Origin of the sequence: Paracoccus denitrificans (genome assembly GCF_900100045.1) — a bacterium.
Lineage (GTDB): Bacteria > Pseudomonadota > Alphaproteobacteria > Rhodobacterales > Rhodobacteraceae > Paracoccus > Paracoccus denitrificans.
In genome coordinates this window covers 55,157-61,814 of record NZ_FNEA01000026.1, presented here as the reverse complement: position 1 = coordinate 61,814, position 6,658 = coordinate 55,157, and the positions used below count along the sequence as shown (strand labels likewise).

12 protein-coding genes are annotated in these 6,658 nt (G+C 66.8%); 7 read left to right on the top strand and 5 right to left on the bottom strand.

What is annotated here, in order from left to right:
• The 4 genes from BLT64_RS19850 to BLT64_RS26520 all read left to right on the top strand — a co-directional run.
• Positions 1-686, top strand: a 686-nt coding sequence (locus BLT64_RS19850; RefSeq protein WP_074810605.1) for a peptidoglycan-binding protein, incomplete at its 5' end; no start/stop codon positions are given.
• A 2-nt stretch (positions 687-688) separates the two neighbouring features.
• Positions 689-886, top strand: coding sequence for a hypothetical protein (locus BLT64_RS19845; protein WP_041530404.1), 198 nt, complete (start codon positions 689-691; stop codon positions 884-886).
• Positions 883-1,137: a hypothetical protein gene (locus BLT64_RS19840; RefSeq protein ID WP_011750016.1), complete on the top strand. Its 255-nt coding sequence runs from the start codon at positions 883-885 to the stop codon at positions 1,135-1,137. Before BLT64_RS19845 ends, BLT64_RS19840 begins: the two co-directional genes overlap by 4 nt.
• Before the next feature lie 135 nt (positions 1,138-1,272).
• Positions 1,273-1,476, top strand: a complete 204-nt coding sequence (locus BLT64_RS26520; protein ID WP_128493058.1) for a hypothetical protein — start codon at positions 1,273-1,275, stop codon at positions 1,474-1,476.
• 116 nt (positions 1,477-1,592) lie between these two features.
• On the opposite strand, the gene BLT64_RS19830 is transcribed toward BLT64_RS26520, so the two are convergent.
• Genes BLT64_RS19830 through BLT64_RS19820 form a run of 5 tightly spaced genes read right to left on the bottom strand, consistent with a single transcriptional unit; the run spans position 1,593 to position 2,782 of the window.
• A complete protein-coding gene (locus tag BLT64_RS19830; protein WP_041530406.1) occupies positions 1,593-1,886 on the bottom strand; it encodes a hypothetical protein in 294 nt (97 codons plus the stop codon).
• Positions 1,883-2,125, bottom strand: coding sequence for a hypothetical protein (locus tag BLT64_RS26515; protein WP_086000167.1), 243 nt, complete (start codon positions 2,123-2,125; stop codon positions 1,883-1,885). The genes BLT64_RS19830 and BLT64_RS26515 overlap by 4 nt, the downstream gene beginning before the upstream one ends.
• A complete protein-coding gene (locus BLT64_RS26960) occupies positions 2,122-2,286 on the bottom strand; it encodes a hypothetical protein (RefSeq protein ID WP_157137455.1) in 165 nt (54 codons plus the stop codon). Before BLT64_RS26960 ends, BLT64_RS26515 begins: the two co-directional genes overlap by 4 nt.
• Positions 2,283-2,567 carry a hypothetical protein gene (locus BLT64_RS19825; RefSeq protein ID WP_011750018.1) on the bottom strand — a complete coding sequence of 95 codons (285 nt, stop codon included), beginning with the start codon at positions 2,565-2,567 and terminating at the stop codon, positions 2,283-2,285. The genes BLT64_RS26960 and BLT64_RS19825 overlap by 4 nt, the downstream gene beginning before the upstream one ends.
• Positions 2,555-2,782, bottom strand: a complete 228-nt coding sequence (locus BLT64_RS19820; RefSeq protein WP_041530407.1) for a hypothetical protein — start codon at positions 2,780-2,782, stop codon at positions 2,555-2,557. The genes BLT64_RS19825 and BLT64_RS19820 overlap by 13 nt, the downstream gene beginning before the upstream one ends.
• Before the next feature lie 317 nt (positions 2,783-3,099).
• Between BLT64_RS19820 and BLT64_RS19810 the strand changes: the two genes are divergently transcribed.
• The 3 genes from BLT64_RS19810 to rpsA all read left to right on the top strand — a co-directional run bounded on the left by BLT64_RS19810 (position 3,100) and on the right by rpsA (position 6,602).
• Positions 3,100-3,684, top strand: coding sequence for a (d)CMP kinase (locus BLT64_RS19810; RefSeq protein ID WP_011750019.1), 585 nt, complete (start codon positions 3,100-3,102; stop codon positions 3,682-3,684).
• Positions 3,681-4,760 carry an NAD(P)H-dependent flavin oxidoreductase gene (locus tag BLT64_RS19805; RefSeq protein ID WP_011750020.1) on the top strand — a complete coding sequence of 360 codons (1,080 nt, stop codon included), beginning with the start codon at positions 3,681-3,683 and terminating at the stop codon, positions 4,758-4,760. Before BLT64_RS19810 ends, BLT64_RS19805 begins: the two co-directional genes overlap by 4 nt.
• A 162-nt stretch (positions 4,761-4,922) precedes the next feature.
• Complete coding sequence (rpsA, locus tag BLT64_RS19800) at positions 4,923-6,602, top strand: 30S ribosomal protein S1 (protein WP_041530408.1); 1,680 nt, start codon at positions 4,923-4,925, stop codon at positions 6,600-6,602.
• The last annotated feature ends 56 nt before the right edge of the window (positions 6,603-6,658 follow it).

Here is a 6,658-nt window from a genome sequence, read left to right as displayed (position 1 = left end):
AACGGCCTCACCGGCTGGCGCATTATCTCGGCCAGCTTGCGCACGAAAGCGCGGGATGGCGATACGACCGGGAAATCTGGGGCCCCACCGCAGCGCAGAAGCGATACGAGGGCCGCGCCGATCTGGGCAACACGCAACCCGGCGACGGATCGCGTTTCCGGGGCAGGGGGCCCATTCAGATCACCGGCCGGGCGAACTACCGCTCCTTCGCAGCATGGGCCCAGAAACTGGACAGGCGCGCCCCTGACTTCGAATCCGATCCCGAGGCGGTCAATACCGATCCATGGGAAGGGTTGGGCCCCATCTGGTATTGGTCTACCGGCAACCCGACGCGCGCGAGCCTGAACGGCCTTGCCGACGCGAACGACCTGACCATGATCACCCGGCGCATCAACGGCGGCACCAATGGGCTGGCCGACCGGCAGGCGCGCTATGTGCGGGCTGCCCTGGTGCTGGCCGGCTATGGCGCAACCGAGGTGCGACGGTTCCAGAAAGAGGCGGGGCTGACGGCTGACGGCATCGCGGGGCCCAAGACGCTGGCCGCGCTGCACGCGAAGCTCAAGGCAATGCCGGTGGTGCAGTTCTCGGTGACGACGCTGCCAAGCGCTGGAACACCCGCCGCGCCGTCAGCGGGCATCATCGCCGCGCTTCTGGCGCTTTTCAAGTCCATGTTCGGAGGGAAGTGACCATGTTCCTTTACATCCGCGTCGCGCTCTACGTGTTCTTCGGCTGGCTGGCCGGGGCAGGGATCGGCTCCATCGATCCGACAGGGCAGGTGTTCAGCATCGAGATTGACCGGCTGGCCGAATGGCTGGTGAGCGGCCTTGGTATCGTCGGCACCTTCGCGGCCTCGCGCGTGGCGAAGCGCATGGGGGGGCGGACATGACCGGCACAGTTATCGCCCTGCGGGGCGGCCCGACCGGGCAACCGGAGCCCAACCAAGCCTGCATCGACATGCTGGAATCTTGGCTGGAAATGGCCCGTTCAGGCGAACTGATCGGGGTGGCGCTGGCCGGTAACTGCTTCGACGGCTGCGCGCGCTATGGCCTTGCTGGAACCGTTGGCGGCTATTCGATGATCGGGGCGTTGGAAATCGCTCGCGCTGAATTGGTCAATGTCGCGCGAGGCGAGGCATGACCGCGTGGCTTCTCACCATCCTCGGGGCCATCGCCGCCGCTGCGGCTGCGTTCCTGCGCGGCCGGTCACGGGGCAGGGCGGACGCACAGGCGCGAGAGGATGCGGCCTATCGTGAGACAAGGGAAAGGATCGACCATGCGGGCAATGACGTGGACAGCGCTTCTGACGCTGATGTTGACCGCCGCTTGCGCGACCACGCAAAGCGATAGCGCCGTGTGCGCCGGGACGGCCGATGCAGCGCGCGCCCATGCCGATGCGCTGCTGATCGACGGCGGCCCGCTGAGCAAGCGCACGGGGCTGGTGCTGCTGGACAAGCGCGCGGCAGGGTGCGGAAAATAAAAACCGGCCCCGAAGGACCGGCTTTCGTGGCGGAAATCAGCGCGGGCCGCAGCCCGTGGAAATCCTCCGTGTGCAAACTGAGTATTCCATAAATCGCGGCCCGCATCAAGGCAGCGTCACCCCTGACGCCGGGCGCGGTGCTGCTTCGCCACTGCTGATGCCATTGATGTCCCTGTGAACGATGGGCTGCACGGATCGAATGGGCCGCCTTGCAGCCAATTGCGATCCGTCGCGAACATTTCCACGGCCTCCGCCAGCGCGTCAGCATGCGCCCGCTCGTCGGATAGGGCGGCGGTCAGCCTCTCCACCTCGGCGCTGAGGCGGGCGAGTTCGTCGGCGATCTCTTCACGGCGTTTGGGTCGTAGAACCACGTTCGGGTTTCGCAAGAGGGCGATCAGGTCGTCACTCATCGCGCATCCTCCGAACACATAGCCACGATCATTGCCCATGCTTCACGCCTCTGCTGTGCGGTTTCGTGTCGCCGCGTGATCCCCGCATCGTCCCGGCCATTGCGGAAGCCATGGATATAGGCCGGGTGCCGATTGCTGGACGGCTCGGGGCTGTCAGGGCGTCTCCCATCGTAATACCCGTGGCAGCATTCAGCATCGATCGGGTCGGGATAGATGGCGTGCCAGTCGATCTCTTTCATCGCGCGTCCTCCGGTGGCTGGGGAAGAGCGCAGCCGCAAGGCCACTCCGGGCACGTCTCATCGACCGGCAGCCCGTCCCATTCGTCGCACCAGTGCTTGTGCTGGCCTGTCAGCGTCCTGCCTCGCCAATGCAGGCAGTCGCGCTCCCATTCGTCGCTCATGTCCTCTCCTTCTCGTCGCGGGGGTGGTCGGCAAGGCCGCTGTGCAGCCAGTCGGTCATGCCGGCGGGTTTCGACGCGTAATGCCCCGGGCGCCGCTCCATGTCGGCGGCGAGGGCCATTTGGCTACGCGCATACTTCCGGTGCTGATCAGGGGTCATCGACTCAAGCGCCGATAGCCGCCACCACACCGCAATCCAGCGATACCGCTCCGGCGCCGATCCGGCTTTGCGCCACCGCTCGGCCGCCTCGACCATTGCTTCGCGGATTGTCAGCGCGCGCATTGACGCTTCCTTTCCTCTGCTTCCATCTGTGCGGCCTTGATCCTCAGCCGCCGGCTTTCGGCATCGGGGATAGCGATGGAGAGTTGAGCATGCTCAATGGTCAGTCGGATCACCTCTCGGTGCGACATCTCCTGACCCGCCATCGCCTCGATCTCGCCCAGGCGGCGCATCATCGCGTCGATGCGCTCGATCTCTTCGCGATCCTCACGGCTCATGGCGTCATTCCTCTGTGGTGGGGCGGGACTTGCGGGTCGGGCGCGGGGTGATAATCTGCCGTTCCCACGCTCGCGATTCGTTCACGTTTCGTCTGTGGGAATAAAATCGCCGGTGGCATTGTTTTCCTTGTGTATCTACCTGATTTGTAATCAGAAGGTCGCGGGTTCGATTCCTGCAACCGGCACCATGATCCAGCCGCGAACGGGCGGCAGACCGGCGGATGCCGCCGGGGTTCCCGCGGATCTGCGGCCTGAACGGTCTCGGGTCCGGCAGGCGGGGTCCCGGCTCTGGCGTCGCCGCCAGAACCTGAGGTCCCATGTCCTTTACCATCGCTATCGACGGACCCGCCGCTTCGGGCAAGGGGACGATCGCGCGGGCGCTTGCCCGGCATTTCGGCTTTGCCCATCTGGATACGGGGCTGCTTTATCGCGCCGTCGGCGCCAAGGGCGGCGATCCCGTCGCGGCCGCCCGCGCGCTTGCCCCCGAGGACCTGGCCCGCGACGATCTGCGCAGCGCCGAGGCCGGCCAGGCCGCCAGCCGTGTCGCCGCGATCCCCGAGGTGCGCGCCGCGCTGGTCGAATTCCAGCGCCGCTTCGCCCGCTCCGAGCCGGGCGCGGTGCTGGACGGGCGCGACATCGGCACGGTGATCTGCCCCGAGGCCGAGCTGAAGCTTTATGTCACGGCCAGCGATGCAGTGCGCGCCCGCCGCCGGGCGCTGGAACTGGGTGCCGACGAGGCCCGGATCCTGGTCGAACTGCGCGAGCGGGACGCCCGCGACGCCGCCCGCGACGTGGCGCCGATGCGCCCGGCCGAGGATGCGCTGCTGCTCGACACCACCGAGATGAGCATCGACGAGGCCGTGGCGCGCGCCATCGCCTGCGCCAAGGAGGCCGGAGCATGAGCCCGCGCTTCCAGCTTTCCGACCTGCGCGTGCCGGTGATCCAGGCGCCGATGGCCGGCACTGCGACGCCGCATCTTGCCGCCGAGGTCGGCCGGGCAGGGGGGCTGGGTTCGCTGGGACTGGGTGCCTCGAACGCCGCGCAGGCCGCCGCCATGATGGCCGAGACGCGCGAGCGGCTGGGCTCGGGCCGCTATGGCGTCAACCTGTTCTGCCATCGTCCCGCGCAGGCCGATGCCGCGCGCGAGGCGGGCTGGCTCGATTATCTTGCGCCCGAGTTCCACCGCTTCGATGCCGAGCCTCCGGCCCGGATCGAGGAGATCTATCGCAGCTTCGTCGAGGATGACGACATGCTGCGCGCGGTGCTGGCGGCGCAGCCGGCGCTGGTCAGTTTTCATTTCGGCCTGCCTTCGGCCGAGCGTATCGCCGCCCTGCGCGACGGCGGCGCCGTGCTGGCGGCGACCGCGACCTCGCGGGCCGAGGCGCTGGCGATCCGCGAGGCGGGGCTCGACCTGATCGTCGCGCAGGGCTACGAGGCAGGCGGGCATCGCGGCATCTTCGATCCCGACGGTGCCGACGAGCGCCTGTCGACCCAGGCATTGCTGCCCGAATTGCTGGACCTTGGCCTGCCGGTGATCGCGGCCGGCGGCATCATGGAGGGCGCGGATGCGGCGCGGCACCTCGCCGCGGGGGCGGCGGCGGTGCAGATGGGCACGGCTTTCGTCGCCTGCCCTGAATCGGCCGCGAATGACGCGTATCGCAACCGACTGGCCGGGGCGAAGTCGGGCGACACGGTGATGACCCGCGTCATTTCGGGCCGTCCGGCGCGCGGGCTGGCCAACCGGCTGACCGCTCTTGGCGAGGCGGCCGAGGCGCCGGCCCTGCCGGACTATCCGATCACCTACGACGCGGCGAAGCGGCTTCATGCGGTGGCCGGCGGTTCGGATTACGCGGCGCAATGGGCGGGGGCCGAGGTGTCGCGCGCCCGTCCGATGCCGGCGGCAGACCTCGTGGCGCTGCTGGAGCGCGAGATTCAGGCGCATTTCCCCGGTCTCGGCGCTTGCCAGAAGGGCCGATGAGGGCTATATCGCGCCCGTCAGGGTAAGGGATGGGGCCAGAACAGGCCGCTTCGACAGGGTCGGGCGCATGCCGCGACCCTTTGCGCTTATCCCGACACCTACAAAAAGACCGGCGGAGCCAACCGCATGGCCGGAAATGATCGAAAAGGAAACTGGATCTATATGTGCGCTAAAGCGACCATGGAGGAATTCGAGGCCCTCCTGAACGAAAGCCTCGCCATCGACACGCCCGAAGAGGGTTCTGTCGTCAAGGGCAAGGTCATCGCCATCGAGGCGGGCCAGGCCATCATCGATGTCGGCTACAAGATGGAAGGCCGCGTCGATCTCAAGGAATTCGCAAATCCCGGCGAAGCCCCCGCCATCGCCATCGGCGATGAGGTCGAGGTCTATCTCGACCGCGTCGAGAACGCCCGTGGCGAAGCCTCGATCTCGCGCGAGAAAGCCCGCCGCGAAGAGGCCTGGGACCGCCTGGAGAAAGCCTATGCCGCGGAAGAGCGCGTCGAAGGCGCCATCTTCGGCCGCGTCAAGGGCGGCTTCACCGTCGATCTGGGCGGTGCCGTGGCCTTCCTGCCCGGTTCGCAGGTCGATGTGCGCCCCGTGCGCGACGCCGGCCCGCTGATGGGCCTGAAGCAGCCCTTCCAGATCCTCAAGATGGATCGCCGCCGCGGCAATATCGTCGTGTCGCGCCGCGCCATCCTGGAAGAGAGCCGCGCCGAGCAGCGCGCCGAGGTCATCGCCAACCTGTCGGAAGGTCAGACCGTCGAGGGCGTGGTCAAGAACATCACCGAATACGGCGCCTTCGTCGATCTGGGCGGTGTTGACGGCCTGCTGCACGTCACCGACATGGCCTGGCGCCGCGTCAACCACCCGTCCGAGATCCTGTCGATCGGCGAGACCGTCAAGGTCCAGGTCGTCAAGATCAACAAGGACACCCACCGCATCAGCCTGGGCATGAAGCAGCTTCAGGCCGATCCGTGGGATACCGTGGGCAGCAAGTTCCCGATCGGCTCGGTCCATACCGGCCGCGTGACCAACATCACCGACTACGGCGCCTTCGTCGAACTGGAAGCCGGTGTCGAGGGTCTGGTCCACGTCTCGGAAATGAGCTGGACCAAGAAGAACGTCCACCCCGGCAAGATCGTCTCGACCTCGCAGGAAGTCGACGTCATGGTGCTGGAGATCGACGAAGCCAAGCGCCGCGTCTCGCTGGGTCTCAAGCAGACCATGCGCAACCCGTGGGAAGTCTTTGCCGAGACCCATCCGGTCGGCACCGTCATCGAGGGCGAAGTCAAGAACATCACCGAATTCGGTCTGTTCGTCGGCCTGGAAGGCGATATCGACGGCATGGTCCACCTGTCGGACATCTCGTGGGATACCCGCGGCGAGGAAGCCATCCAGGACTTCCGCAAGGGCGATGTGGTGAAAGCCGTCGTCCAGGAAGTCGACATCGAGAAAGAGCGCATCTCGCTCTCGATCAAGGCGCTTGAGAACGACGCGATGGCCGAGGCCGTCGAGGGCATCAAGCGCGGCTCGGTCATCACCGTCACCGTGACGGCGATCGAGGATGGCGGCATCGAGGTCGAATACAACGGCATGAAGTCCTTCATCCGCCGTTCGGACCTGGCCCGCGACCGTCAGGACCAGCGCCCCGAGCGCTTCCAGGTCGGGGATCACGTCGATGTCCGCGTCACCAACATCGACACCAAGACCCGCCGTCTGGGCCTGTCGATCAAGGCGCGCGAAATCGCCGAAGAAAAAGAGGCCGTCGAACAGTATGGCAGCTCGGATTCGGGTGCCTCGCTGGGCGACATCCTGGGCGCTGCGCTCAAAGGCCGCAACTGAGCCGACCATAGGCTGAACTTTGCGCCCCCGGCCCGTCCGGGGGCGCTTTTCGTTGC

What these genes read in the sequence shown, in the direction of transcription:
- BLT64_RS19845 (WP_041530404.1), top strand. Translation starts at nt 689, where the DNA reads ATGTTCCTTTACATCCGCGTCGCGCTCTACGTGTTCTTCGGCTGGCTG.
- BLT64_RS19840 (WP_011750016.1), top strand. Translation starts at nt 883, where the DNA reads ATGACCGGCACAGTTATCGCCCTGCGGGGCGGCCCGACCGGGCAACCG.
- BLT64_RS26520 (WP_128493058.1), top strand. Translation starts at nt 1,273, where the DNA reads ATGCGGGCAATGACGTGGACAGCGCTTCTGACGCTGATGTTGACCGCC.
- BLT64_RS19830 (WP_041530406.1), bottom strand. Translation starts at nt 1,886, where the DNA reads ATGAGTGACGACCTGATCGCCCTCTTGCGAAACCCGAACGTGGTTCTA.
- BLT64_RS26515 (WP_086000167.1), bottom strand. Translation starts at nt 2,125, where the DNA reads ATGAAAGAGATCGACTGGCACGCCATCTATCCCGACCCGATCGATGCT.
- BLT64_RS26960 (WP_157137455.1), bottom strand. Translation starts at nt 2,286, where the DNA reads ATGAGCGACGAATGGGAGCGCGACTGCCTGCATTGGCGAGGCAGGACG.
- BLT64_RS19825 (WP_011750018.1), bottom strand. Translation starts at nt 2,567, where the DNA reads ATGCGCGCGCTGACAATCCGCGAAGCAATGGTCGAGGCGGCCGAGCGG.
- BLT64_RS19820 (WP_041530407.1), bottom strand. Translation starts at nt 2,782, where the DNA reads ATGAGCCGTGAGGATCGCGAAGAGATCGAGCGCATCGACGCGATGATG.
- BLT64_RS19810 (WP_011750019.1), top strand. Translation starts at nt 3,100, where the DNA reads ATGTCCTTTACCATCGCTATCGACGGACCCGCCGCTTCGGGCAAGGGG.
- BLT64_RS19805 (WP_011750020.1), top strand. Translation starts at nt 3,681, where the DNA reads ATGAGCCCGCGCTTCCAGCTTTCCGACCTGCGCGTGCCGGTGATCCAG.
- rpsA (WP_041530408.1), top strand. Translation starts at nt 4,923, where the DNA reads ATGTGCGCTAAAGCGACCATGGAGGAATTCGAGGCCCTCCTGAACGAA.